Raw genomic sequence first — 24,967 nt, 5'->3', positions numbered from 1 at the left:
TCTGTAACAATCCTCTGGTAAACCGCGCCCGTAATTTCTCGCCTGGGCTGTAAGGTGCGTGCCAGAGCGCTTTGTCAGAACGGGCGTACCAAATTACTACCAACGTCGAATGGCTTTTGTCGCTCTGGTACAGTTACAAACGGTTCCATACAAAAACAACTATTACACCGAGGTAACACAGATGAGTGCGGCTCCACTGTATCCCGTTCGTCCCGAGGTTGCGGCCACCACCCTGACCGACGAGGCCACCTACAAGGCCATGTACCAGCAATCGGTGATCAACCCGGACGGCTTCTGGCGCGAGCAGGCCCAGCGCATCGACTGGATCAAGCCGTTCACCAAGGTCAAGCAGACCTCCTTCGACGACCATCACGTCGATATCAAATGGTTCGCCGACGGCACTCTGAACGTTTCCTCCAACTGCCTGGACCGCCACCTCGAAGAGCGCGGTGACCAGTTGGCCATCATCTGGGAAGGCGACGACCCTTCCGAACACCGCAACATCACCTACCGCGAACTGCACGAGCAGGTCTGCAAGTTCGCCAACGCCTTGCGTGGCCAGGATGTGCACCGGGGTGACGTGGTCACCATCTACATGCCGATGATCCCCGAAGCCGTGGTCGCCATGCTGGCCTGTGCCCGTATCGGTGCGATTCACTCGGTGGTGTTCGGCGGCTTCTCGCCCGAAGCGCTGGCCGGCCGTATCATCGACTGCAAGTCCAAGGTCGTGATCACCGCAGACGAAGGCGTACGCGGTGGCCGCCGTACCCCGCTCAAGGCCAACGTCGATCTGGCGCTGACCAACCCTGAAACCAACAGCGTGCAGAAGATCATCGTGTGCAAGCGCACCGGTGGCGACATTGCCTGGCACCAGCACCGCGACATCTGGTACGAAGACCTGATGAAAGTCGCCTCCAGCCACTGCGCGCCGAAAGAGATGGGTGCCGAGGAAGCGCTGTTCATCCTTTATACCTCCGGCTCCACCGGCAAGCCGAAGGGCGTGCTGCACACCACCGGTGGCTACCTGGTATATGCAGCGCTGACCCATGAGCGCGTGTTCGACTATCGCCCGGGCGAGGTGTACTGGTGCACCGCCGACGTGGGTTGGGTCACTGGCCACAGCTACATCGTCTATGGCCCGCTGGCCAACGGCGCCACCACCCTGCTGTTCGAGGGCGTGCCGAATTACCCGGACATCACTCGTGTGTCGAAGATCATCGACAAGCACAAGGTCAACATCCTGTACACCGCGCCAACCGCTATCCGCGCGATGATGGCCGAAGGGCAGGCTGCAGTCGAAGGTGCCGATGGCTCCAGCCTGCGCCTGCTGGGCTCGGTGGGTGAGCCGATCAACCCCGAAGCCTGGAACTGGTACTACAAGGCCGTGGGCAAGGAGCGTTGCCCGATCGTCGACACCTGGTGGCAGACCGAGACCGGCGGCATCCTGATCAGCCCGCTGCCTGGCGCCACCGGCCTCAAGCCAGGCTCGGCAACGCGTCCGTTCTTCGGCGTGGTGCCGGCGCTGGTGGATAACCTGGGCAACCTGATCGAGGGCGCTGCCGAGGGCAACCTGGTGATCCTCGATTCCTGGCCGGGCCAGTCGCGTTCGCTGTACGGCGACCACGACCGTTTCGTCGATACCTACTTCAAGACCTTCCGTGGCATGTACTTCACCGGCGACGGTGCGCGCCGCGACGAGGATGGCTACTACTGGATCACCGGTCGCGTGGATGACGTGCTGAACGTGTCCGGTCACCGCATGGGTACTGCCGAAATCGAAAGCGCCATGGTGGCGCATGCGAAAGTGGCCGAAGCTGCGGTGGTGGGTGTGCCGCACGACATCAAGGGGCAGGGCATCTATGTGTATGTCACCCTCAATGCCGGTATCGAGGCCAGCGAGCAGCTGCGCCTGGAGCTGAAGAACTGGGTGCGCAAGGAAATCGGCCCGATCGCCTCGCCGGATGTGATTCAGTGGGCGCCGGGGCTGCCGAAGACCCGGTCGGGCAAGATCATGCGCCGCATCCTGCGCAAGATTGCCACCGGTGAGTACGATGCCCTGGGTGATATCTCGACACTGGCCGACCCGGGTGTGGTGCAACACCTGATCGATACCCACAAGGCCATGAGCCTGGCTTCGGCCTGATAGCGAAGCTCGCAAACGCTGGAGGCGTTGCGCTATCTCTGTGGGAGCGGCTTTAGCCGCGAAGAACCCAGCGCGGTGGATGGCACCGGCGTTGCCGGTGTTCGCGGCTGAAGCCGCTCCCACAGTGTGAGGTATATGCCTGAGGGCTGTGTTGTATCAGTGAGGCCAGCCAACAAGAACCCCGCCCGGGCAACCGGCGGGGTTTTTGCTTTACTGTTACCCGACATTCATCGGTAACTGTTCTGTCACCGGCGTCGCACAATATCGGGGCGCCAGGAAACAAATCCGGCTTGTTTCGGTGCGTTTTCGCAGCCTTTTTTGCGACACGGCACGCTGCACTTGCCGTAATACAAGGCTTTGCCAATAATAGGCCCGGGAATTGCTAGTACTATAGGTTCTATTTCTTGCGCTCTTGCATATTTTGCAATGGCTGTCAACATCGCCCGTTGCCGTTTCAAGCGCTTCTGTAAGTAGTTGTCGCTTTGAAGAAATATCGACTACCGGGCTGTCGTTAAAATGCCACTCACTCGCTCGTGGTCTGCGGCCTTGGTCGAACCCTGCGCGGCTCGCGTTGTACCCATTCGCATATCGGGCAGCCGTTACCTGCCTTGTATTGCCCCGTACCGATGGAGTTACCTGATGAAGAAGCTCGCACTGCTTGGCGCCCTAGCGCTGTCCGTGTTTTCCCTGGTGTCGCAGGCCGATGAAAAACCGCTGAAAATCGGCATCGAAGCCGCCTACCCACCCTTCGCCTTCAAGCAGCCAGACGGCAGCATTGCCGGTTTTGACTACGACATCGGCAACGCCCTGTGCGAAGAGATGAAAGCCAAGTGCACCTGGGTCGAGCAGGAGTTCGACGGCCTGATCCCGGCGCTGAAAGTGCGCAAGATCGACGCCATCCTGTCGTCCATGTCGATTACCGAAGACCGCAAGAAATCGGTCGACTTCACCAAGCGCTACTACCTGACCCCGGCGCGCCTGGTGATGAAGGAAGGTACCGCCGTCAGCGACAGCCTGGATGAGCTCAAGGGCAAGAAGATTGGTGTGCAGCGCGGTTCGATCCACGACCGCTTCGCCAAGGAAGTACTGGGCGCCAAAGGTGCCACCGTGGTTCCTTACGGCACCCAGAACGAAATCTACCTGGACGTGGCAGCTGGCCGCCTCGATGGCACCGTGGCTGACGCCACCCTGCTGGAAGACGGCTTCCTCAAGACCGACGCCGGCAAGGGCTTCGCCTTCGTAGGCCCGGCCTTCACCGACGCCAAGTACTTCGGTGACGGCATCGGCATTGCCGTGCGCAAAGGTGACAAGGCCAACGTTGACCGCATCAACGCGGCCATCGACGCCATCCGTGCCAACGGCAAGTACAAAGAAATCGAGAAGAAGTACTTCAACTTCGATATCTACGGTCCAGACTCGAAATAAGACGTCGAGTTTCACCTGTGCAATGGTGCAAACAGCAGAGGCTCTGAGGTTTGCACCATTTTTCATTCTCTAGGTCGAGGACCTCATCATGTTGAAAGGCTACGGGGCAGTCATCCTCGACGGGGCGTGGCTGACGCTTCAGCTCGCCCTGTCGTCGATGGCCCTGGCCATCGTGCTCGGCCTGATCGGTGTGGCGCTGCGCTTGTCGCCGGTGCGCTGGCTGGCCTGGCTGGGCGATCTGTATTCCACGGTGATTCGTGGTATTCCGGACCTGGTCCTGATCCTGCTGATCTTCTACGGCGGGCAGGACATCATCAACCGGGTTGCGCCGCTGCTCGGTTATGAAGACTACATCGACCTGAATCCGCTGATCGCGGGTATCGGTACCCTGGGCTTCATCTTCGGTGCCTACCTGTCGGAAACCTTCCGCGGTGCGTTCCTCGGTATTCCCAAAGGCCAGGCCGAAGCGGGCGTGGCGTATGGCATGAGCAACCGCCAGGTGTTCTTCCGCATCCAGGTGCCGCAAATGATTCGCCTGGCGATCCCGGGCTTCACCAACAACTGGCTTGTGTTGACCAAGGCCACCGCGCTGATTTCGGTAGTGGGCCTGCAGGACATGATGTTCAAGGCCAAGCAGGCGGCCGATGCCACCCGTGAGCCTTTCACCTTCTTCCTGGCGGTGGCGGCCCTGTACCTGGTGCTGACCAGCATCTCGCTGTTGGCCCTGAAGTATCTCGAGCGCCGCTACTCGGTTGGCGTCAAGGTGGCTGAACTATGATCTTCGACTACAACGTCGTCTGGGAGGCACTGCCGATGTACTTCGGCGGCCTGCTGACCACCCTCAAGCTGCTGGCGATTTCGCTGTTCTTCGGGCTGCTGGCGGCCATTCCGCTGGGCCTGATGCGGGTGTCCAAGCAGCCAGCGGTCAATCTCGTGGCGTGGCTTTACACCTACGTGATCCGCGGCACGCCGATGCTGGTGCAGCTGTTCCTGATCTATTACGGCCTGGCGCAGTTCGAGGCGGTGCGCGAAAGCTTCCTGTGGCCGCTGCTGTCCAGCGCTACCTTCTGCGCCTGCCTGGCATTCGGCATCAACACCAGTGCCTACACCGCCGAAATCATCGCCGGCAGCCTCAAGGCCACGCCGCATGGCGAAATCGAGGCGGCCAAGGCCATGGGCATGTCGCGCATGAAGATGTACCGGCGCATCCTGCTGCCGTCGGCTCTGCGCCGGGCGCTGCCGCAGTACAGCAACGAAGTGATCATGATGCTGCAGACCACCAGCCTGGCGTCGATCGTTACCCTGATCGACATCACTGGCGCTGCGCGCACGGTCAATGCCCAGTACTACCTGCCTTTCGAGGCCTATATCACGGCGGGCGTGTTCTACCTGTGCCTGACCTTCATCCTGGTGCGCCTGTTCAAGATGGCCGAACGCCGCTGGCTCGGCTACCTGGCGCCGCGCAAGCACTGACCGCTTTGTGAGAATCGACAGCATGTACAAACTCGAAGTCCAAGACCTGCACAAGCGCTACGGCAGCCATGAAGTGCTCAAGGGCGTGTCCCTGTCGGCCAAGGCAGGCGATGTCATCAGCATCATCGGCTCCAGCGGTTCGGGCAAGTCGACCTTCCTGCGCTGCATCAACCTGCTGGAGCAGCCGCACGCTGGCAAGATCCTGCTCAACAACGAAGAGTTGAAGCTGGTACCGGGCAAGGACGGCGCGCTCAAGGCAGCCGACCCGCGTCAGCTGCAGCGCATGCGCTCGCGCCTGTCGATGGTTTTCCAGCACTTCAACCTGTGGTCGCACATGACCGCGCTGGAAAACATCATCGAAGCGCCGGTGCATGTGCTGGGTGTGAATCGCAAGGAGGCCCTGGAAAAGGCCGAGCATTACCTGGCCAAGGTCGGAGTCGCCCACCGCAAGGATGCCTTCCCGGGGCACATGTCCGGTGGCGAGCAGCAGCGCGTGGCAATTGCCCGGGCGCTGGCCATGGAGCCGGAGGTCATGCTGTTCGACGAGCCGACCTCGGCGCTGGACCCGGAACTGGTGGGCGATGTGCTCAAGGTGATGCAGTCGCTGGCCCAGGAAGGCCGCACCATGGTGGTGGTGACCCACGAAATGGGCTTTGCCCGTGAGGTTTCCAACCAGCTGGTGTTCCTGCACAAGGGCCTGGTGGAAGAAACCGGCTGCCCGCGCGAAGTGCTGGCCAATCCGCAGTCGGAGCGCCTGAAGCAGTTCCTCTCCGGCAGCCTGAAGTAAAAGCTGCATTTTTGCACCAGAATAGGGCATGCTGCGCGGCGAGCGCAGCCTGACCCGGCGCACAGACTCGAACGACCTCAGGTTTCGGACCGCACCTATGACCACCCAGCGAATCGGTTTTCTCATCTGGCCAAGCACCAAGCCCTTGACTCTGGCGCTGGCCGAGGAAGTGTTGCAGGTGGCGCAGCGGGTGCACCCGGAAGTGGTCTACGATCTGGTCTTCCTGCAGGCGGAGCCGGCGCAAGAGGGTAGCTGGCGCTTGCCGGGCGAGCCGTGGAACGGTCGTCTGGAGGGGTGTCACAAGCTGTTCCTGTTGGCTGACGAGCAGCCGCTGACGGTGGGGGCTGCGTTGTCGGCGGCGCTCAAGCAGTTGGCGCGCAGTGGCTGCATGATTGGCGGCCTGTCGGCCGGGGTCTACCCTCTGGCGATGCTGGGCCTGCTCGACGGTTACCGGGCTGCGGTGCACTGGCGCTGGCAGGATGATTTTGCCGAGCGCTTCCCCAGGGTCATCGCCACCAGTCACCTGTTCGACTGGGACCGCGATCGCCTGACCGCTTGTGGCGGCATGGCCGTGACCGACCTGCTGCTGGCAGTGTTGGCCCGTGATCACGGGGCGGAGCTGGCCGGGGCGGTGTCGGAGGAACTGGTGGTCGAGCGCATTCGCGAGGGTGGCGAGCGCCAGCGTATTCCGCTGCAGAACCGCCTGGGCTCCAGCCACCCCAAGCTGACCCAGGCGGTGCTGCTGATGGAAGCCAACATCGAAGAGCCGCTGACCACCGACGAAATTGCCCAGCACGTGTGCGTGTCGCGCCGGCAGCTGGAGCGTATCTTCAAGCAGTACCTGAACCGCGTGCCGAGCCAGTATTACCTGGAGCTGCGGCTGAACAAGGCGCGGCAGATGCTGATGCAGACCAGCAAGTCGATCATCCAGATCGGGCTGTCCTGCGGCTTCTCCTCGGGGCCGCATTTTTCCAGTGCCTACCGCAACTTCTTTGGCGCAACGCCGCGGGAGGATCGCAACCAGCGGCGTAGCAGCAGCCCATTCGAACTGAGCTCGGCGCCTGCCGAAAAAGGCTGATATTTCCTTACCCTGTGCCGGCCCTTTTGCGGCTGAAGCCGCTCCCACAGGGGCCGCACAACGTTCGAATCTTGCACAGGTCCTGTGGGAGCGGGTTCACCCGCGAGGAGGCCGGTGCAGGCAGCGCCCTTTCTCCCGCAGGTCTGTGCGATGTTTGAAGCCTGTGCGGTCCAGGTGGGAGCGGGCGTGCCCGCGAATCGGCCGGTACAGGCAACCACGCTTCTATATGTGTACACCCGTTCACCCAGCCCCCTCTCTCCCGTACACTGCGCGATTGCGACAGTGTTTGTCGCATTGCCGAAAGCCTTGTCAAAACTGGGTTTTGCGCTGTAACAAGTTGTCGCTTGGCCGCAAGGACAGGCGCGGATCAGTCCTTACAATCCCCCCATCGCTCGCCACTTCCAGGCCAGCGTTCCTCTTCAGGAGACTCAGATGTCCGTTGAGCAAGCCCCGGTGCAACGTGCCGATTTCGACCAGGTCATGGTCCCCAACTATTCTCCGGCGGCCTTCATTCCTGTGCGAGGCGAGGGCTCCCGTGTCTGGGACCAGTCGGGTCGCGAATTGATCGATTTTGCCGGTGGCATCGCGGTCAACGCCCTGGGCCACTGCCACCCGGCACTGGTCAAGGCCCTGACCGAGCAGGCCAATACCCTCTGGCACGTATCCAACGTGTTCACCAACGAGCCGGCCCTGCGCCTGGCCCACAAGCTGGTGGACGCCACCTTTGCCGACCGTGCGTTCTTCTGTAACTCCGGCGCTGAGTCCAACGAGGCCGCTTTCAAGCTGGCCCGTCGTGTTGCCCACGACCGCTTCGGCCCGGAAAAGCACGAAATCATCGCCACCGTGAACAGCTTCCACGGCCGTACCCTGTTCACCGTAAGCGTCGGTGGCCAGCCGAAGTACTCCGATGGTTTCGGCCCGAAGATCACCGGTATCAGCCATGTGCCGTACAACGACCTGGAAGCGCTGAAGGCACAGATTTCCGACAAGACCTGCGCCGTGGTGATCGAGCCGATCCAGGGCGAGAGCGGCGTGGTACCGGCCGACAAGGCCTACCTGGAAGGCGCGCGCAAACTGTGTGACGAGCACAACGCCCTGCTGATCTTCGACGAAGTGCAGACCGGCGTTGGCCGTACCGGTTCGCTGTATGCCTACCAGCACTACGGCGTTACCCCGGACATCCTGACCAGCGCCAAGAGCCTGGGCGGCGGTTTCCCGATCGGTGCCATGCTGACCACCACCGAGCTGGCCAAGCACTTGGCTGTCGGCACCCACGGCACCACCTACGGCGGCAACCCGCTGGGCTGCGCCGTCGCCTGCGCGGTGCTGGACGTGGTCAACACCCCGGAAACCCTGGCCGGTATCAAGGCCAAGCATGAGCGCTTCAAGGTCCGCCTGGAGCAGATCGGCCAGAAGTACAACCTGTTCAGCCAGGTGCGTGGCGTTGGCCTGCTGCTGGGCTGCGTGCTGACCGAGGCCTGGAAAGGCAAGGCCAAGGACGTGCTCAACGCCGCCGAGAAAGAAGGCGTGATGGTGCTGCAGGCCGGCCCGGACGTGGTCCGCTTCGCGCCAAGCCTGGTAGTTGAAGACGCCGACATCGACGAAGGCCTGGACCGCTTCGAGCGCGCCGTGGCCACCCTGACCAAGGGCTGATCCGCCCGCGGTCCCTTTGCCGGCCACGGTGCAGGCTCAGCCCGAGTCTGTACCGGGCCGGTGATACCCGATTCCAGTGCAGGTGCCAGTGCACCTGCCGTTTTTCCGTGCCGCCGTGAGCGGCCCGATTCCAAAGGAGTGACACCATGCTGGTGATGCGCCCCGCGCAAATGGCTGATCTGAACGAAGTGCAGCGCATGGCTGCAGACAGCCCCATTGGTGTCACCTCGCTGCCGGACGACACCGCTCGCCTGGGCGACAAGATCGCCGCATCCGAGACTTCCTTCGCCGCCGAGGTCAGCTTCAACGGTGAAGAAAGCTACTTCTTCGTGCTCGAGGACAGTGAAACCGGCAAGCTGGCCGGTTGCTCGGCCATCGTCGCTTCGGCCGGCTACTCCGAGCCGTTCTACAGCTTTCGTAACGAGACCTTCGTGCACGCCTCGCGCGAGCTGAAGATCCACAACAAGATCCATGTGCTCTCGCTGTGCCATGACCTGACCGGCAACAGCTTGCTGACCAGCTTCTATGTGCTGCCGGAACTGGTGAACAGTGGCTGGGCCGAGCTCAATTCGCGTGGCCGCCTGCTGTTCATGGCCGCTCACCCGGAGCGTTTCGCCGACTCGGTGGTGACCGAGATCGTCGGCTACAGCGACGAGCAGGGCGAATCGCCGTTCTGGGATGCCATCGGCCGCAACTTCTTCGACCTCAACTACGCCGACGCCGAGCGCCTGTGCGGCCTGAAGAGCCGCACCTTCCTCGCCGAACTGATGCCGCACTACCCGATCTACGTGCCGCTGCTGCCTGACCTGGCTCAGGAAGCCATGGGCCAGGTGCACCCGCGGGCGCAGATTACCTTCGACATCCTCATGCGCGAAGGCTTCGAGACCGAGCACTACATCGACATCTTCGACGGTGGCCCGACCCTGCATGCGCGTACCTCGGGTATCCGCTCGATCGCCCAGAGCCGGGTTGTGCCGGTGAGGCTCGAGGAAGCCCCGGTCAAGGGCGGGCGCCCGTACCTGGTGTGCAACGGCCAGTTGCAGGACTACCGCGCGGTGCTGCTGGACCTGGACTGGGTGCCCGGCAAGCCGGTCAGCCTGAGCCCGGCAGCCGCCGAGGCGCTGGGTGTGGGCGAGGGTGCCAGCGTGCGCCTGGTTGCGGTCTGAGGTCTGGCAACAGACGTTTCGGGATTGATGCGTTAGAAGAGTTTCGCGCCGGCCGCCGCCGCCGCAAAAGGAGATAGCATGATCGTTCGTCCTGTACGCAGCAGCGATTTGCCTGCGTTGATCGAATTGGCACGCAGCACCGGTACCACCGGGCTGACCACGCTGCCGGCCAACGAAGAGCGCCTGGGGCATCGCGTTGGCTGGGCGGAGAAGAGCTTCCGCGGCGAAGCCGAGCGTGGCGACACCGACTACCTGTTCGTGCTGGAAAACGACGAAGGCATGGTGGTGGGCATCAGTGCCATCGCCGGTGCCGTCGGCCTGCGCGAGCCCTGGTACAACTACCGGGTCGGCCTGACCGTCAGCGCCTCGCAGGAGCTGAAGATCTACCGCGAAATCCCCACCCTGTTCCTGGCCAACGACCTGACCGGCAACTCCGAGCTGTGCTCGCTGTTCCTGCGCAGCGACTACCGCTCCGGCCTCAACGGCCGCCTGCTGTCGCGGGCGCGCATGTTGTTCATCGCCGAGTTCCCCGAGCTGTTCGGTAAGAAGATCATCGCCGAAATGCGCGGCATGTCCGACGAGCAGGGCCGCTCGCCGTTCTGGGAAAGCCTGGGCCGGCACTTCTTCAAGATGGAGTTCAGCCAGGCCGACTACCTCACCGGCGTGGGCAACAAGTCGTTCATTGCCGAACTGATGCCGAAGTTCCCGCTGTACACCTGCTTCCTGTCCGAGGCAGCGCGCAACGTGATCGGCCGCGTGCACAAGGACACCGAGCCGGCGCTGGCCATGCTCAAGCAGGAAGGCTTCAACTACCAAGGCTACGTCGACATCTTCGACGCCGGCCCCGCCATCGAGTGCGACACCTCCAGGATCCGCGCCGTGCGCGAGAGCCAGACCCTGGTGCTGGCGGTGGGCACGCCGGGCGATGACGCGACGCCTTACATCATCCACAACCGCAAGCGCGACGACTGCCGCATCACGGCCGCACCTGCGCGGCTGGCTGCCGGTACCCTGGTGGTCGACCCCTTGACCGCCAAACGCCTGCGCATGGGCGCCGGCGACAACGTGCGCGCCGTGCCGCTGTCGGCAAGCCGGGAGGCCCAGTAAATGACCACGCATTACATCGCAGGCAATTGGCAGGTTGGCCAGGGCGAAACCCTGCAGTCGCTCAACCCGGTGACGCAAGCCGTCGTCTGGCAGGGGCAGGGCGCTGACGCCAGCCAGGTGGATGCCGCCGTGCAGGCTGCGCGTCAGGCCTTCCCGGCCTGGGCGCAATTGAGCCTGGAGGCGCGTATCGATGTGCTGGAGAAGTTCGCCGCGCAACTGAAAGAGCATGCCGAAGCGATGGCCCAGTGCATCGGCGAGGAAACCGGCAAGCCCCTGTGGGAGTCGGCGACCGAAGTCACCAGCATGATCAACAAGGTGGCGATCTCGGTGCAGAGCTACCGCGAGCGCACCGGCGAAAAGAGCGGCCCGCTGGCCGATGCCACGGCCGTGCTGCGGCACAAGCCGCATGGCGTGGTGGCGGTGTTCGGCCCTTACAACTTCCCTGGCCACCTGCCCAACGGCCATATCGTGCCAGCGCTGCTGGCTGGCAACTGCGTGGTGTTCAAGCCCAGTGAGCTGACGCCCAAGGTGGCCGAACTGACCGTCAATTGCTGGATTGCCGCCGGGCTACCGGCGGGTGTGCTCAACCTGGTGCAGGGCGCGCGCGAAACGGGTGTGGCGCTGGCCGCCAACCCAGGTATCGATGGCTTGTTCTTCACTGGCTCCAGCCGCACCGGCAACCTGCTGCACCAGCAGTTCGCCGGCCGCCCGGACAAGATCCTGGCCCTGGAAATGGGCGGTAACAACCCGCTGGTGGTGGATGAGGTCAAGGACCTCGATGCGGCGGTGTACACCATTATCCAGTCGGCGTTCATTTCCGCCGGCCAGCGCTGCACCTGCGCCCGTCGTCTGCTGGTGCCGCAAGGCGCCTGGGGTGATGCGCTGATCGCGCGCCTGGTCGAGGTGAGCAGATCCGTCACGGTCGGTGCGTTCGACCAGCAGCCGGCGCCGTTCATGGGTTCGGTGATTTCGCTGCAGGCAGCGCGGGCGCTGATTGCGGCCCAGGCCGAACTGGTCGCCAAGGGTGCCGTGAAGCTGCTGGAAATGACCCAGCCGCAGGCCGATGCCGCACTGCTGACCCCAGGCATTGTCGATGTCACCGCTGTGGCCGAGCGCCCGGACGAAGAGTTCTTCGGCCCGCTGCTACAGGTGATCCGCTATGCCGACTTCGATGCCGCCATCGATGAGGCCAACAACACCCAGTACGGCCTGGCCGCCGGCTTGCTGTCCGACTCCCACGCTCGTTACCAGTACTTCTGGCTGCGCAGCCGCGCCGGCATCGTCAACTGGAACAAGCAACTGACCGGTGCCGCCAGCAGTGCGCCGTTCGGCGGCGTGGGTGCCAGTGGCAACCACCGCGCCAGCGCCTATTACGCAGCGGATTACTGCGCTTACCCCGTGGCTTCGCTGGAGACCGCCAGCCTTGCCTTGCCGGCAACCTTGACGCCGGGCGTCACCCTATAACAACAGGTCACGGAGCCTAGCCGATGAAATCCTACGAAGTGAATTTTGATGGCCTGGTGGGGCCTACCCACAACTATGGCGGCCTGTCCTACGGCAACGTGGCTTCGCAGAGCAACAGCCAGCAGGGTTCCAACCCGCGCGAAGCCGCGCGGCAGGGCCTGGCGAAGATGAAAGCGCTGGCCGACATGGGCTTCAAGCAGGGCGTGCTGGCACCGCAGGAGCGCCCGGACGTGGCTGCACTGCGCCGCCTGGGCTTCAGCGGCAGCGATGCCGAAGTGATCCAGCGTGCCGCCAAGGAAGCCATGCCATTGCTGGTGGCCAGTTGCTCGGCTTCGAGCATGTGGGTGGCCAACGCCGCCACGGTCAGCCCCAGTGCCGACACTGCCGATGGCCGCGTGCATTTCACTGCTGCCAACCTCAACTGCAAGTACCACCGCAGCATCGAGCACCCGACCACCAGTCGCGTGCTGGGGGCCATGTTCAGCAACGACAAGCACTTTGCCCACCACGCGGCACTGCCTGCCGTGGCACAGTTCGGTGACGAGGGGGCGGCCAACCACACGCGCTTCTGCCGTACGTATGGCGAGGCCGGCGTGGAGTTCTTCGTCTACGGCCGCAGCGCCTTCGACAGCCGCTACCCGGCGCCGCAGAAGTACCCGGCCCGGCAGACCCTGGAAGCCTCCCAGGCCGTGGCCCGGCTGCATGGCCTGAGCGATGACGGCGTGGTCTACGCTCAACAGAACCCGGCGGTAATCGACCAGGGCGTGTTCCACAACGATGTGATTGCTGTGGGCAACGGCGAGGTGCTGTTCTACCACGAGGACGCTTTCCTCGAGACGGACGCGGTACTTGGCCAACTGCGAGCTAAACTGGCCAGCAAGGGTGGCAACTTCCAGGCCATCTGCGTGCCGCGGGCAGCGGTGACGGTGGAGGACGCGGTGCGTTCATACCTGTTCAACAGCCAGCTACTCAGCCGCGACGACGGCTCCATGCTGCTGGTGGTGCCGGAAGAGTGCCGCAACAACGAGCGGGTCTGGGCCTATCTGGGCCAGTTGACCAGCCAGGGCGGCCCGGTGCGGGAGGTGAAAGTGTTCGACCTCAAGCAGAGCATGCAGAACGGCGGTGGGCCGGCTTGCCTGCGTTTGCGCGTGGCGTTGAAGGAAACGGAACTGGCAGCGGTCAACCAAGGCGTTATCATGACCGCCTCGCTGTACGACACCCTGGTGCAGTGGGTCGACAAACATTACCGCGATCGCCTTGGCGAGGCGGACCTGGCCGACCCGCAATTGCTGGTGGAATGCCGTACGGCACTGGACGAATTGACCCAGATCCTGAAGTTGGGCTCGGTGTATCCGTTCCAACGCCAACCTTGAAGAGAGACTTTGCAATGACCGACGCCCTGCGCCTTATCCTGGAAGATGAAGACGGCACCCAGCTGGAAACTTCCTGCACCCGCTTTGCCGTCGTCTGGCAAGGCAAGGAAGTGTGGATTCAGCAGGATGGTCGTGGCCAGCTGCTGATCGGCGTGGATGTCGAGGAAGACGACACCGAGTACGCCAACCTGCTGCTGCGCCCGATGGCCACCAACCTGGTCAGCCTGCAGCTGGAAATGGAACCGGCGGAGGTCGGCGAAGACGACGATCACGTCCATGGCCCCGATTGCGGCCACCACCACTAAGGAAGTACCTATGCTCGCCCTTGGCAAATTGCTTGAGCTGACCCTCACCGATCACGAACCGGCCGAGAAGACCCAAGTGACACCCAAGGGCGCGCGTTTGCGCTGGCTGGGGGAGGGCGCGCTCGAAGTGCGCCCGGCCGAAAACGAGGATTGCGGGCTGGACCTGCTGCTGTCCGCCGGCATCCACGGCAACGAAACGGCGCCGATCGAGTTGCTCGAGCGGCTGCTGCATGGCGTGGCCAACGGCAAGATCAAACCCAAGGCCCGGGTGCTGTTCCTGTTCGGCAACCCGGCAGCCATCCGCAAGGGCGAGCGCTTTATCGAGCAGGACATCAACCGCCTGTTCAACGGCCGCCACGAGCTGTCCAGTGGCTTCGAGGCATTGCGTGCCGCCGAGCTGGAACAGTTCGCCCGGGTATTCTTCAGCAAGCCGGGGCGCAACCGCCTGCATTACGACTTGCATACCGCCATCCGCGGCTCGAAGATCGAGCAGTTCGCCTTGTACCCTTATAAAGAGGGGCGCAAGCATTCCCGTCGCGAGCTGGCACGCCTGGCGGCGGCGGGCATGGAGGCGGTGTTGTTGCAGAGCAAGTCTTCCATCACTTTCAGCGCCTTCACCTACGAGCAGTTGGAGGCCGAAGCCTTCACCCTGGAGTTGGGAAAGGCCCGCCCGTTCGGCCAGAACGAGGAGGTCAACCTCGACAAGCTGGAGGAGCGGCTGATCAGCATCATCGAAAACACCGAGCCCGAAGGCGAAGGCTCGCTGGATGGCCTGCAGCTGTTCAGCGTTTCCCGCGAGATCATCAAGCATAGCGACAGCTTCCACCTGCACTTGCCGGCGGACATCGAGAATTTCTCCGAGCTGAGCAAGGGCTACTTGCTGGCCGAGGACCTGGCCGAGACGCGTTGGGTGGTCGAGGAGGAGGGCGCGCGCATCATCTTCCCCAACCCCAAGGTCAAGAATGGCCTCAGGGCGGGGATTCTGATCGTTCCCGACTCCGGCCAGCGATTAGGCTGAGCTGGCCCCGATAGCCTGGGTTCACGGCTGTGTGCGCAGCTCCAGTTGTAACGCCTGACGCAGCCCGTTTTCAGTGAAGGCGGGTGGGTTGGTGTTCAGGGCGGTGCTGCCGCCGAATGTGAACCTGCAATCGGTGGGCAAGCCGATGCTCTGTAGCAGCAGGTTGTCCACCGGATAGGCGCCGTTTTTGCCTTGAACCTCGGTCTGGCCCGGAAACACGGTGCCTGACATCGAGTTCCAGCCTTGGCACAGGCAGCGGTACAGGTCGAGCAGTGGCAGTTGCGCAGCGGTCGACCAGCCTGGGTTGTATGCCAGTGTGCCGCCGCTGTAGCCCCAGCTACTCTGGTTTTCGTCGATGATGAAGTGGCCTTCGTCTTCATCTTCTTCGTGGTCGCTGGGTGTATAGGTCGTGAATTGGTGTCTGGCTGCTTCGATTACGCTGATCGGGGCTCCGGACTGCCCGGCCTTTTTATCCAGGGCCGCCAGTAGCGCCTGGCCACAGGGTAGTTTGCGCAGCAGTTCCAGCGCGTCCTCTGCCGCTTGGCTGAATTGGTCGCTACCCGTCACTCGCACGCCGATATTGCCCAGGGCCTGATGTTCGGCCATCACGGGCCGGGCCAGTCGTGCATCGTTTTCGGCATTGCGGTAGAGCTCGACCCTGGAGGACTCGCGGCCGAGCAAGCGGTGCCCCGTGACGTTGACAACGGCGTCGCCCTTGTCGATGAGTACCGGGCCGCTACCGACCACAATCTGGTGCGTGCCGGTATGGGCGTCGATGTGGACGATACCTGCGCCGGTCTCGATCCTGTTGCCGGTCCCTATCATGTCGATCAGCACCGTCTTCTTCACCTCCGGGGCGATGACCACGTGGTGATTGCCATCGGTGAGGCGAATTGCAATGGCTTGGGCGGTATGCGCGGGGACCATGAATACCGCATCGTTGATGGTCACTTCCAGCAGGCATTCGCGAGGGGCGATACGTAGGCGCTTTTGCTGTTCATTCGCGCGCAGCGCACGCGGGGCCACGTTGAAGACCAGCAGCTCGCTGTTCTGGGTGCTGCGGCGATAGCGCCGCCCCAATGGATAGGCGCGTTCGAGGGTGATTCGCACATTTTCGTCGGCCTGGATGTACTTGACCTCGGTCTGCTGCCGAGGGTTGTCTTCGTTATTGTCGAAGGCGGTTTGCGAGTGGCCGGGTTCCCGGGCGTCGATGTAGTAGATCGGTCTCGGGTTGGCCTGCATGATGCCGTGGGGTAGCGGATGCGGGTCCGAGTGGAGTTTGGATATGTTCAGCTCAGGCATGGAGTGCTCCGGCAGCGAGGGTGGGTCGGCAGGATCCCGTTCCACTGCGCGGGTCAGGTGTTGCTTATGTACCGCATGGGTGGGCCCGCAGGGCTGCTATTCCGCCGTGGCCGTGCTAATGAACGGCTTTTCATCCGCCGATTGCTGTTCTGGTGTACAAACACACTGTATCTCCCGTTCAGGCTGGATATAATGGCGCCCTTTGCCGTCGTTTCGTCGATTCGACGTATTAGCCCAAACGGCCGCCGTTTCCGTGGAAGAACCTATGAAAAGCGCAGAAATCCGTGAAGCCTTCCTTCGCTTCTTCGAAGAGCAGGGACATACCCGAGTCGCCTCCAGTTCGCTGATCCCGAACAACGACCCGACCCTGCTGTTCACCAATGCCGGCATGAACCAGTTCAAGGACTGCTTCCTCGGTGCGGAGAAGCGTGCCTACACGCGTGCCGTCAGTAGCCAGAAGTGCGTGCGCGCAGGCGGCAAGCACAACGACCTGGAAAACGTCGGTTACACCGCGCGTCACCACACCTTCTTCGAAATGCTGGGCAACTTCAGCTTCGGTGACTACTTCAAACGCGACGCGATCACTTTCGCCTGGACCTTCCTGACTTCGGAAAAATGGCTGAACCTGCCCAAGGAAAAGCTCTGGGTCACCGTCTACGCCACTGACGACGAAGCCTACGATATCTGGACCAAGGAAGTCGGCGTACCGGCCGAGCGCATGGTGCGCATCGGCGACAACAAGGGCGCCCCGTACGCTTCCGACAACTTCTGGACCATGGGCGACACCGGCCCATGCGGCCCGTGCACCGAGATCTTCTACGACCACGGCCCGGACATCTGGGGCGGCCCGCCCGGCTCGCCGGAAGAAGACGGCGATCGCTACATCGAGATCTGGAACAACGTCTTCATGCAGTTCAACCGCACCGCCGACGGCGTGCTGCACCCGCTGCCAGCGCCGTCGGTGGACACCGGCATGGGCCTGGAGCGCGTCAGCGCCGTGCTGCAGCACGTGCACTCGAACTACGAGATCGACCTGTTCCAGAACCTGCTGTCGGCCGCGGCCAAGGCCATCGGTTGCAGCAATGAGGGCCAGGCCTCGCTGAAAGTGGTCGCCGACCACATCCGTTCGTGCGGCTTCCTGATCGCCGACGGCGTGCTGCCGTCCAACGAAGGCCGTGGCTACGTGCTGCGCCGCATCATTCGCCGCGCCTGCCGCCACGGTAACAAGCTGGGCGCCAAAGGCAGCTTCTTCTACCAGATCGTTGCCGCGCTGGTCGCCGAGATGGGCGAGGCCTTCCCGGAACTGAACAGCCAGCAGGCGCACATCGAACGCGTGCTCAAGGCTGAAGAAGAACAGTTCGCCAAGACCCTGGAGCAGGGCCTGCGCATCCTCGAGCAGGACCTGGCCCAGCTCGAGGGTGATGTGGTGCCGGGCGACGTGGTGTTCAAACTGTACGACACCTACGGCTTCCCGATGGACCTGACCGCCGACATCGCCCGTGAGCGCGAGCTGACCATCGACGAAGCCGGTTTCGAGCGCGAGATGGACGCCCAGCGTGAACGTGCCCGTTCCGCCAGCGCCTTCGGCATGGACTACAACAGCCTGGTCAAGGTCGACAGCGCCACCGAGTTCCTCGGCTACGAGGCCACCGAAGGCCAGGGCAAGATCATCGCCCTGTACAAGGACGGCCAGGCCGTCGACCAGCTGGGTGAAGGCGAGCAGGGCGTGGTCGTGCTCGACCGCACGCCGTTCTACGCCGAATCCGGTGGCCAGGTGGGCGACACCGGCTACCTGCAGGCTGGCGCTGCGCGCTTCGATGTGCGCGACACCACCAAGACCGGTGGTGCCTTCCTGCACCACGGCGTGGTTGCCAGCGGTGCGCTGGTGATCGGCTCCCCGGTCGAGGCCAAGGTCGATGCCGACGTGCAGCACGCCACCTCGCTGAACCACTCCGCCACCCACCTGCTGCACGAAGCGCTGCGCCAGGTACTGGGTGAACACGTACAGCAGAAAGGCTCGCTGGTCGACAGCCAGCGCCTGCGTTTCGACTTCAGCCACTTCGAGGCGGTGAAACCGGAGCAGATCAAGGCCCTGGAAGACATCGTCAACCGTGAAGTGCGCAAGAACACTGCGGTGGAAACCGAACTGACCGACATCGAAACCGCCAAGGCCAAGGGTGCCATGGCGCTGTTCGGCGAGAAGTACGGCGACACCGTGCGTGTGCTGAGCATGGGCGGCGATTTCTCGGTGGAGCTGTGCGGCGGTATCCACGCCAAGCGCACCGGTGACATCAGCCTGTTCAAGATCATCAGCGAAGGCGGCGTGGCCTCTGGCGTGCGCCGTATCGAAGCGGTCACCGGCGCTGCTGCGCTGGCCTACCTGAACGCTGCCGAAGAGCAGGTCAAGGAAGCCGCGCAGCTGGTGAAGGGTAACCGCGACAACCTGATCGACAAGCTGTCGGCTGTGCTCGAGCGCAACCGCCAGCTGGAGAAGCAGCTGGAACAGCTGCAGGCCAAGGCCGCCAGCGCCGCCGGGGATGATCTCTCCAATGCGGCCGTTGAGGTCAAGGGCGCCAAGGTGCTCGCCGCCCGCCTGGATGGGCAGGACGGCAAGGCCCTGCTGGCGCTGGTCGATCAGCTGAAGAACAAGCTCGGCCACGCAGTGATCCTGCTGGGCAGCGAGCATGAGGGCAAGGTTGTGCTGGTGGCCGGCGTGACCAAGGACCTCTCCAGCCAACTCAAGGCTGGCGATCTGATGAAACAAGCCGCTGCGGCGGTTGGTGGCAAGGGCGGTGGTCGTCCGGACATGGCTCAGGGTGGCGGCGTCGACGTCGCCGCACTGGACCAGGCCCTGGCGCTGGCCGTGCCATTCGCAGAGCAGGGACTTTGAGATGAGGGGGCCGGCGGTCTAGTCGCCGGCCTCTTCATGTTGGATTGTTTTTTGGGGCCCTGTATGGGCTGAGGCACCATTGAAATGGCGTTGATCGTACAGAAATTTGGCGGCACCTCTGTCGGTTCCATCGAGCGGATCGAGCAGGTAGCCGATAAGGTCAAGAAACACCGTGAAGCGGGCGACGACCTGGTGGTTGTGCTGTCGGCAATGAGCGGTGAAACCAATCGCCTGATCGACCTGGCCAAGCAGATCACCGATCAGCCGGTTCCGCGTGAACTGGACGTGATCGTGTCGACCGGTGAGCAGGTCACCATTGCCTTGCTGACCATGGCCTTGATCAAGCGCGGCGTGCCAGCGGTGTCCTACACCGGCAACCAGGTGCGCATTCTCACCGACAGCGCACACAACAAGGCGCGCATCCTGCAGATCGACGACCAGAAGATTCGTGCCGACCTCAAGGAGGGCCGCGTGGTCGTGGTAGCAGGCTTCCAGGGCGTCGACGAGCATGGCAGCATCACCACGCTTGGCCGTGGCGGCTCCGACACCACGGGTGTGGCCCTCGCGGCTGCGCTGAAGGCTGACGAGTGCCAGATCTACACCGACGTCGATGGCGTCTACACCACCGACCCGCGTGTTGTGCCGCAGGCCCAGCGCCTGGAGAAGATCACCTTCGAAGAGATGCTGGAAATGGCCAGCCTCGGTTCCAAGGTGCTGCAGATCCGTTCGGTGGAATTCGCCGGCAAGTACAACGTTCCGCTGCGCGTGCTGCACAGCTTCAAGGAGGGTCCGGGTACCCTCATTACCATTGATGAAGAGGAATCCATGGAACAGCCGATCATTTCCGGTATCGCCTTCAACCGTGATGAAGCCAAGCTGACCATTCGCGGCGTGCCGGACACCCCGGGCGTGGCCTTCAAGATCCTCGGCCCGATCAGTGCCTCGAACATCGAGGTCGACATGATCGTGCAGAACGTTGCCCACGATAACACCACCGACTTCACCTTCACCGTGCACCGCAACGAGTACGAGAAGGCGCAGAGCGTGCTGGAAAACACTGCCCGCGAAATCGGTGCCCGTGAAGTGATCGGCGACACCAAGATCGCCAAGGTCTCGATCGTCGGCGTCGGCATGCGTTCGCACGCTGGTGTTGCCAGCCGCATGTTCGAAGCCCTGGCCAAGGAGAGCATCAACATCCAGATGATCTCCACCTCCGAGATCAAGGTTTCGGTCGTGATCGAAGAGAAGTACCTGGAGCTGGCCGTACGGGCGCTGCACACCGCGTTCGAGCTCGACGCCCCGGCACGACAGAGCGAGTAATACGCTGCCTGGAAGGGCGCGGCTTGCCGCGCCCTTCGCGTTTCTGCTCGCCACGCAGGCCCGTCCTGCCCTGTGTGGCGATCAACCAGGCCCAGGTCGTCGTCCACGACCAGGCCGCGACACCCAAGACTGTTACCCCTGAATGTTTTGCGTAAGGAGAAAGCTATGTTGATTCTGACTCGTCGGTGCGCCGAGAGCCTGATCATTGGAGACGGCGAGATCACCGTGACGGTGCTCGGCGTAAAAGGCAACCAGGTGCGTATTGGCGTCAGCGCCCCGAAAGAAGTGGCTGTGCACCGCGAGGAAATCTACCTGCGGATCAAGAAAGAGAAGGACGAGGAGCCAAGCCTTTAATTTTTTTGAAGTTTTTTTCAAAAAAAGGGTTGCAAACGAGGAAGAGCCTGTTTAATATTCGCCTCGTGTTGCGGTGAGGTGGCCGAGTGGCCGAAGGCGCTCCCCTGCTAAGGGAGTATACCTCATAAGGGTATCGGGGGTTCGAATCCCCCCTTCACCGCCATTATTCGCTTAGGGCGCTGTAAACGGTAAGAACGCTAAGTAGTTGATTTTAAACGAAAAAGTTCTTGCAAAAATGTTTCAGCGACCTATAATGCGCGGCAAGACACGGACTCATAGCTCAGCTGGATAGAGTACTCGGCTACGAACCGAGCGGTCGGAGGTTCGAATCCTCCTGAGTCCGCCACCTTTGAAGTGGCTTTGCTTGCAAGGCTGCCTCAATCAACCAGTGGTAATCTGGTCTAAAACTACCATCGCGGACTCATAGCTCAGCTGGATAGAGTACTCGGCTACGAACCGAGCGGTCGCAGGTTCGAATCCTGCTGAGTCCGCCACTTTTTGAAGTGGCTCTGCTTGCAAAGGCACTTCAACAAACCAGTGGTAATCTGGTCTAAAAATACCACCACGGACTCATAGCTCAGCTGGATAGAGTACTCGGCTACGAACCGAGCGGTCGGAGGTTCGAATCCTCCTGAGTCCGCCACACCAAATCAAGAAGCCCGCTCAATAGAGCGGGCTTTTTGTTTTTCTTCGCCAATGAATTGTTGGTGATGTCGATCTAAGCTCTTCTGTAATGATTGTGGTGCAGGTGCCGCGCTCTTCTGTGGAAGCGGCCTTGTGTCGCGATGGGGCGCGCAGCGGCCCCAAAATCGACCAGGCGCCACACTTCTGAAATGAATGTGCTTTCCCACCCATGACAACCGTCGCACTGATAGCTTCGAGCGTTGTCCCAGCTTTATCACGCAAACGATTGTTCTGGCCAAAAATTTTAAGCGATCTGACAGCTTTAGCAGTGTATGATTGCGCCCGTCAGCCCCGCCGGGGCTTGTGGAAAACCACCATGGACTTACCCAGTAGTTACTCGCTAACAAGATTCATACAGAAAGATCTGACCGATTGATTCTCCCGGCGTGCTCCGCTGCTGGGAGTGGAGTTCGCCTATGACTGAAGTAGAAGTAAAAAAAGCGCAGGAAAGCCTGCAGGACCGCCTGGCCCAGGTGGTCGAACTGCTGCAGCGCCAGCGCGTGGTAGAAGACCTGGCCCACCGTCAGGAAGGCGCCCACCACGACCTGGTGGAAAACCTGGTCCACCGCCAGAACCTCGTCGAGCTGCAGCGCAAACTCGACGACCTGCACCCCGCCGACATCGCCTACATCCTCGAAGCATTGCCCCTGGAAGACCGCCTGACGGTCTGGCAGCTGGTGCGCTCGGATCGCGATGGCGACATCCTGCTGGAAGTGTCCGACGCCGTGCGGCAATCGCTGATCGCCGACATGGACGATCACGAGCTGCTCGCCGCCGCCAAGGAAATGGACGCCGACGAGCTGGCCGACCTGGCTCCAGAGCTGCCGCGTGACGTTGTTCACGAGCTGATGGAAACCCTCGACGCCCAGCAACGCGAGCGCGTGCGTTCGGCGCTTAGCTACGACGAGGAGCAGGTTGGTGCGCTGATGGACTTCGAGATGGTCACCATCCGCGAAGACGTCAGCCTGGAAGTGGTGTTGCGCTACCTTCGCCGCCTGAAAGAGCTGCCGAACCACACCGACAAACTCTTCGTGGTCGACTATGACGGCATTCTCAAGGGCGTATTGCCGATCAAGCGCCTGCTGGTCAACGACCCGGAGAAGAAGGTGGCGGATGTCATGGCGACCGATCCGGTCTCCTTCCATCCCGAGGAAGATGCCTATGATGCGGCGCAGGCCTTCGAGCGTTATGACCTGGTATCTGCGCCAGTTGTGGACAAGAACGAACGCCTGATCGGCCGCTTGACCATCGACGAAATGGTCGACCTGATTCGTGAGGAAAGCGAAAGCGAAGTGCTGAACATGGCCGGTTTGCGCGAGGAAGAAGACATCTTCGCCTCGGTCTGGCGTTCGCTGCGCAACCGCTGGGCCTGGTTGGCCATCAACCTGATTACCGCTTTCGTTGCCTCGCGAGTGATCGGCCTGTTCGAAGGTTCGATCGAGAAACTGGTGGCCCTGGCTGCGCTGATGCCGATCGTGGCGGGTATTGGTGGCAACTCCGGTAACCAGACCATCACCATGATCGTGCGCGCCATGGCGCTGGACCAGGTGTCGCCGGGCAACACCAGCCGCCTGATGCGCAAGGAGCTGGCGGTATCGCTGCTCAACGGCCTGATCTGGGGCGGGGTGATCGGTGCGGTGGCGTTCTGGCTGTATGGCAGCTGGTCGTTGGGCCTGGTGATGACTGCGGCGATGACCTTGAACCTGCTGTTGGCGGCCTTGATGGGGGTGTTGATCCCGATGACCCTGACACGCCTGGGGCGCGACCCGGCGATGGGCTCCAGCGTGATGATTACCGCGGTGACCGATAGTGGTGGGTTCTTCATCTTCCTCGGGCTGGCCACAGTGTTTCTGCTGTAACCCGCGGATCGCGTCTCTTGCAGAGACACCACCTACAAAAAAGCCAGCTTACGCTGGCTTTTTCATGTTCGCCTGCAAACCTCAGGAGGCGTCGGCAGCCATTTCCACATCGTGAGCGATGAGGGCCACCAGCGCGTTCTGCTGGCGATGCGACAGTTGGCGGAAGCGTTGCAGCAATTCGCGTTCATGCAGGGACAGTTCGGGGCTGTCCAGGCGCATGCTCAACTCGTCACCCAGCGCACCTTCCTGGATAAGGCTCTGTTCCAGGCGCGCGATGATTTCGGAGTTCATGCTGCGGTGATGGTTGCGCGCTACCTCGGCAATGCGCTCACGCATCCCGTCGGGCAGGCGGACGACGAACTTGTCAGCGGTGCGGCTCGAATAAATAGCCTGTTTCATTGGGCGCATATAAATTGACCAGATTTTGGTTCAGGGGAAGCGGTTCTCAAATTGGCCGCACGGGGTGGTAGTACGACCGTGGCGACGACGAAATGTTCAACCGTCTGTGAAAAATGGATGCTCATCTTGCCTCATGGTCGCCGTTTCCTTGGCGTCAATTCTGTGACAAATAGTGAGCCGGATAAAGGCTTTGTGCCAGTACCAATTATCAGAAATGAGTACTGGTTTGAAAAGTTTTACATGCACCGGCTTGCCCAATCGTCAGACTTTTGCCGTCAAAAACTGGTAAAACGCAGCAAAAGCCCGGGAAAGTCCATAGAATGTGCCGGTTCCCTCCATAGAGCATAGTGGCTATGCAACATGACGCAAGCGACCGCCAGTCAGGCACAGGCCGGTTGATATATCTGGTAGGACCGTCGGGTTCCGGGAAAGATTCCCTCATCGACGCTTCCCGTGAGCGGCTGGCAGCCGCCGAGGTGGAAATTGCTCGTCGCGTCATTACCCGTTCGGCTGAAGCCAAGGGCGAAGCCGCCCATGGCGTAACGGCCGAACAGTTCGAAGCAATGCGAGCACAGGGCGCGTTCGCCATGCATTGGCGCGCCAATGGGCTGGATTACGGCATTCCATTGCAGGTGGATCAGTGGCTGGCGGCGGGCAGGTCGGTGCTGGTGAATGGTTCGCGGGCTTATCTCGCCGAGGCGCGCCGGCGCTACCCGAACCTGTTGGCAGTGCTGGTCGAGGTCAGGCACGAGGTGCTGCGCGAGCGCCTGTTGGCGCGCGGCCGGGAAAGCGCAGAAGAAATCGAGCAGCGCCTGGCACGTAATGCACGCTTGCAGGCGCTGGCAGATCCGTCGCTGCATGTGCTGGACAACTCCACCACCCTGGAAACCGCGGTCACGGCATTGTTCACGCTGCTGCATGATGAAGGTGTGCTGCCGCAGGTGTAGCATTGGCAGAAAAGGATTACGCGAAAAAGCCCGCTTGAGGCATGACAAACGCCAGCATGCTGGTTAACATGCTGGCCGTCCTGCTGTGCAGCGTTCGCTGCCGGCACTTGCGTCTCAGTAGCTCAATTGGATAGAGCATCCCCCTCCTAAGGGGAAGGTTGCAGGTTCAATTCCTGCCTGGGACGCCATTTCCTTTCGTTCCCTTACCGCGTTCACCCGG

At 62.0% G+C, this 24,967-nt stretch carries 20 protein-coding genes and 5 tRNA genes; 23 read left to right on the top strand and 2 right to left on the bottom strand.

Going from position 1 to position 24,967, the window contains the following annotated elements:
• Positions 1-181: 181 nt before the first annotated feature.
• The 13 genes from acs to astE all read left to right on the top strand — a co-directional run bounded on the left by acs (position 182) and on the right by astE (position 14,992).
• On the top strand, positions 182-2,143 hold the full coding sequence (acs, locus tag NY023_RS20125) for an acetate--CoA ligase (protein ID WP_023661365.1): 1,962 nt from the start codon (positions 182-184) through the stop codon (positions 2,141-2,143).
• Positions 2,144-2,782: 639 nt separating this feature from the next.
• Complete coding sequence (locus NY023_RS20120) at positions 2,783-3,568, top strand: ABC transporter substrate-binding protein (RefSeq protein WP_013973656.1); 786 nt, start codon at positions 2,783-2,785, stop codon at positions 3,566-3,568.
• Between the two features lie 88 nt (positions 3,569-3,656).
• Positions 3,657-4,346, top strand: a complete 690-nt coding sequence (locus tag NY023_RS20115; protein WP_003260113.1) for an ABC transporter permease — start codon at positions 3,657-3,659, stop codon at positions 4,344-4,346.
• Positions 4,343-5,041 (top strand): ABC transporter permease, encoded by a 699-nt coding sequence (locus tag NY023_RS20110; protein WP_003260115.1) that lies wholly within the window; start codon positions 4,343-4,345, stop codon positions 5,039-5,041. Before NY023_RS20115 ends, NY023_RS20110 begins: the two co-directional genes overlap by 4 nt.
• A 22-nt stretch (positions 5,042-5,063) precedes the next feature.
• A complete protein-coding gene (locus tag NY023_RS20105) occupies positions 5,064-5,828 on the top strand; it encodes an ABC transporter ATP-binding protein (protein WP_013973655.1) in 765 nt (254 codons plus the stop codon).
• A gap of 97 nt (positions 5,829-5,925) precedes the next feature.
• The gene (gene argR, locus NY023_RS20100; RefSeq protein WP_013973654.1) at positions 5,926-6,906 is read left to right on the top strand and encodes a transcriptional regulator ArgR; all 981 of its coding nucleotides are present in this window, start codon (positions 5,926-5,928) and stop codon (positions 6,904-6,906) included.
• Positions 6,907-7,338: 432 nt separating this feature from the next.
• Positions 7,339-8,559, top strand: a complete 1,221-nt coding sequence (locus tag NY023_RS20095) for an aspartate aminotransferase family protein (RefSeq protein WP_013973653.1) — start codon at positions 7,339-7,341, stop codon at positions 8,557-8,559.
• 146 nt (positions 8,560-8,705) lie between these two features.
• Complete coding sequence (gene aruF, locus NY023_RS20090; RefSeq protein WP_013973652.1) at positions 8,706-9,725, top strand: arginine/ornithine succinyltransferase subunit alpha; 1,020 nt, start codon at positions 8,706-8,708, stop codon at positions 9,723-9,725.
• Between the two features lie 78 nt (positions 9,726-9,803).
• Positions 9,804-10,832 (top strand): arginine N-succinyltransferase, encoded by a 1,029-nt coding sequence (gene astA, locus NY023_RS20085; RefSeq protein WP_013973651.1) that lies wholly within the window; start codon positions 9,804-9,806, stop codon positions 10,830-10,832.
• Complete coding sequence (gene astD / locus NY023_RS20080) at positions 10,833-12,296, top strand: succinylglutamate-semialdehyde dehydrogenase (protein ID WP_013973650.1); 1,464 nt, start codon at positions 10,833-10,835, stop codon at positions 12,294-12,296. It begins immediately after the preceding gene.
• A gap of 23 nt (positions 12,297-12,319) precedes the next feature.
• Entirely contained in the window at positions 12,320-13,669 is a 1,350-nt protein-coding gene (gene astB, locus NY023_RS20075; RefSeq protein WP_013973649.1) for an N-succinylarginine dihydrolase, read from the top strand.
• Between the two features lie 14 nt (positions 13,670-13,683).
• The gene (locus NY023_RS20070; protein ID WP_003256592.1) at positions 13,684-13,974 is read left to right on the top strand and encodes a topoisomerase II; all 291 of its coding nucleotides are present in this window, start codon (positions 13,684-13,686) and stop codon (positions 13,972-13,974) included.
• 10 nt (positions 13,975-13,984) lie between these two features.
• On the top strand, positions 13,985-14,992 hold the full coding sequence (gene astE / locus NY023_RS20065) for a succinylglutamate desuccinylase (RefSeq protein ID WP_013973648.1): 1,008 nt from the start codon (positions 13,985-13,987) through the stop codon (positions 14,990-14,992).
• 21 nt (positions 14,993-15,013) lie between these two features.
• Here the strand turns inward: astE and NY023_RS20060 are convergent, their stop codons facing one another.
• Positions 15,014-16,294 (bottom strand): M91 family zinc metallopeptidase, encoded by a 1,281-nt coding sequence (locus NY023_RS20060; RefSeq protein WP_044047140.1) that lies wholly within the window; start codon positions 16,292-16,294, stop codon positions 15,014-15,016.
• Positions 16,295-16,559: 265 nt separating this feature from the next.
• Between NY023_RS20060 and alaS the strand changes: the two genes are divergently transcribed.
• The 8 genes from alaS (at position 16,560) to mgtE (ending at position 23,401) form a co-directional block, all read left to right on the top strand.
• Entirely contained in the window at positions 16,560-19,184 is a 2,625-nt protein-coding gene (gene alaS, locus NY023_RS20055; protein ID WP_015271263.1) for an alanine--tRNA ligase, read from the top strand.
• A gap of 84 nt (positions 19,185-19,268) precedes the next feature.
• Positions 19,269-20,504, top strand: coding sequence for an aspartate kinase (locus tag NY023_RS20050; RefSeq protein WP_013973645.1), 1,236 nt, complete (start codon positions 19,269-19,271; stop codon positions 20,502-20,504).
• A gap of 165 nt (positions 20,505-20,669) precedes the next feature.
• Positions 20,670-20,858 carry a carbon storage regulator CsrA gene (csrA, locus tag NY023_RS20045; protein WP_003254503.1) on the top strand — a complete coding sequence of 63 codons (189 nt, stop codon included), beginning with the start codon at positions 20,670-20,672 and terminating at the stop codon, positions 20,856-20,858.
• Positions 20,859-20,930: 72 nt separating this feature from the next.
• Positions 20,931-21,021 (top strand) — tRNA-Ser (locus NY023_RS20040).
• 106 nt (positions 21,022-21,127) lie between these two features.
• A tRNA-Arg gene (locus tag NY023_RS20035) sits at positions 21,128-21,204 on the top strand.
• A gap of 71 nt (positions 21,205-21,275) precedes the next feature.
• Positions 21,276-21,352: transfer RNA gene (locus NY023_RS20030), tRNA-Arg, on the top strand.
• Between the two features lie 72 nt (positions 21,353-21,424).
• Positions 21,425-21,501, top strand: a tRNA-Arg gene (locus tag NY023_RS20025).
• 457 nt (positions 21,502-21,958) lie between these two features.
• Positions 21,959-23,401 carry a magnesium transporter gene (gene mgtE, locus NY023_RS20020; RefSeq protein WP_013973644.1) on the top strand — a complete coding sequence of 481 codons (1,443 nt, stop codon included), beginning with the start codon at positions 21,959-21,961 and terminating at the stop codon, positions 23,399-23,401.
• 81 nt (positions 23,402-23,482) lie between these two features.
• On the opposite strand, the gene NY023_RS20015 is transcribed toward mgtE, so the two are convergent.
• Complete coding sequence (locus NY023_RS20015) at positions 23,483-23,809, bottom strand: Arc family DNA-binding protein (RefSeq protein ID WP_003254499.1); 327 nt, start codon at positions 23,807-23,809, stop codon at positions 23,483-23,485.
• A gap of 344 nt (positions 23,810-24,153) precedes the next feature.
• Here NY023_RS20015 and phnN point away from each other — a divergent pair, with 344 nt between their 5' ends.
• Together phnN and NY023_RS20005 are read left to right on the top strand one after the other, a co-directional pair.
• Positions 24,154-24,747 (top strand): phosphonate metabolism protein/1,5-bisphosphokinase (PRPP-forming) PhnN, encoded by a 594-nt coding sequence (phnN, locus tag NY023_RS20010; protein WP_044047139.1) that lies wholly within the window; start codon positions 24,154-24,156, stop codon positions 24,745-24,747.
• A gap of 111 nt (positions 24,748-24,858) precedes the next feature.
• Positions 24,859-24,935: transfer RNA gene (locus tag NY023_RS20005), tRNA-Arg, on the top strand.
• Positions 24,936-24,967: the final 32 nt, after the last annotated feature.

It is taken from the genome of Pseudomonas sp. NBB (genome assembly GCF_032701105.1).
Classification (GTDB): Bacteria; Pseudomonadota; Gammaproteobacteria; order Pseudomonadales; family Pseudomonadaceae; genus Aquipseudomonas; species Aquipseudomonas asiatica.
The sequence above is the reverse complement of the archived record's forward strand: the minus strand, read 5'-3'. Positions and strand labels throughout refer to the sequence as shown.